This window comes from Streptomyces tricolor (genome assembly GCF_002155905.1).
GTDB classification, from domain to species: domain Bacteria; phylum Actinomycetota; class Actinomycetes; order Streptomycetales; family Streptomycetaceae; genus Streptomyces; species Streptomyces tricolor.
Map to the genome: position 1 here is coordinate 1 of NZ_MUMF01000962.1, position 1,585 is coordinate 1,585.

The window sequence follows — 1,585 nt, forward strand, 5'->3', positions numbered from 1 at the left end:
GTCGTACGCCACCGCTCGTACCCAGCCGGCCGGATCCCGGTCCCGGGCCACCTCGGGCCAGCGCTGCCAGGCCAGCTGGAAGGCCCGCTCCACGGACTCGCGGGCCAGCTCCCGGCGCCCGGTGAGCAGATAGGTCTGGCGTACGAGGGCGGGGGCGCAGAAGGCGTACAGCGCGTCGAAGGCCTGAGCGGGCGTCAGGGCGGGGGTCTGTCCGGCCGTCAGACCGGCGTCGTCGGACGGTTCCTGAGGGGCCGTCGGCTCGGGGCTCTGCGTCGTCACCATGCACCCTTCCGTACGAAAAAGAACATAAACACATATTGGGCGACACATCGGAGGTTCGCCTGTTACGACGGGAAAGCGCGTGTCGTTGGGAGCATGGCGTGCGTGATCCAGATGACCGCTCGCCGCTCGTCGTTGTCGCCCCTGCGCTCCCGGATGCGCGACCGCTCGCCCGGTTTCGCCGCGAGCCTGCTGGGCGGTGCCGTCGCGGCCGGGCTGGGCCTCGGTTCGTTCGCGGTGCTCGTGATGATGCTGTGGGTCAGCTCGCCGTACCCGGACAGCGGGCCGGGCGGCGCCCTGCACATCGCCGCCGCCCTGTGGCTGCTCGCGCACGGCGTGGAGCTGGTCCGCACCGACACGCTCTCCGGCGCGCCGATGCCCGTCGGCCTCACCCCGCTGCTGCTGCTCGCTCTGCCGCTGTGGCTGGTGTACCGGGCGGCGCGGGACGCCACCGACGCCTCCGCCGAGCCGGACGGCCCGCCGCCGGTACGGGCGCGCACCGCGTGGACGGGCGTGGTCCTCGGCTATCTGGGGGTGGGCGCCGCCGCGGCGCTGTACTGCGCCGACGGCCAACTGCGCCCGCAGTGGGTCTGGGTGACGGTGTGTCTGCCGCTCCTCGCGGCGAGCGCGGCCGGTGCCGGAGTCTGGTCGGCGTACGGCCGTCCGCACGGCGGGCACCCGCCCGCCCGGGGGGAACCGGGCGCCCGCGGCACCGCGCGGAGCGGGCCGGCGGTGCTGCCGGGGCCGGTGCGCCGGCTGCTCGGCACGGACGCGCGGGCACGGCTGGGCACGGCCGTACGCGCCGCCGGCGCCGCGACGACCGTGCTCTTCGGCGGCGGCGCGCTGCTGGTCGGGGTGTCCCTGGTGTGGCACGGCGAGCCGGCGCGGGCGTCCTTCCTCCAGCTGACGGAGGGCTGGACGGGACGGTTCGCGGTGCTGCTGCTCGGCATCGCCCTGGTGCCCAACGCGGCGGTGTGGGCCGCGTCCTACGCGCTCGGCCCCGGCTTCGTCCTCGGCACCGGACACCTGGTCCACCCGTTCGCCTCCGACCCCGCCCCGCTGCTGCCGCCGTTCCCGCTGCTGGCCGCGGTGCCGGGCCCCGGAGCCGGTTCGTCGCAGAACTGGGTGGTGGGCCTGGTGCCGGCGCTGGCCGGGATGACGGCGGGGTGGTTCGTGGCGCGCGCGGCCGTGCGGCGCCCGGAGTCCGGCGCCCCGCCCCGGGCCCGCTGGTCGGCGGGCCGCACCGCCGGGGTGGTCCTGTGGACGGCGCTGTGCTGCGCGGCGTTGCTCGCCCTCCTCGCCGAGC

2 protein-coding genes are annotated in these 1,585 nt (G+C 76.4%); one reads left to right on the top strand and one right to left on the bottom strand.

What is annotated here, in order from left to right:
* A partial coding sequence (locus tag CCN44_RS41935; RefSeq protein WP_462509673.1) for a SigE family RNA polymerase sigma factor occupies window positions 1-282 on the bottom strand: 282 nt, incomplete at its 3' end.
* A 93-nt stretch (window positions 283-375) separates the two neighbouring features.
* Between CCN44_RS41935 and CCN44_RS41940 the strand changes: the two genes are divergently transcribed.
* Window positions 376-1,585: cell division protein PerM (locus CCN44_RS41940; RefSeq protein WP_244204074.1), on the top strand; the 1,210-nt coding region annotated here is incomplete at its 3' end.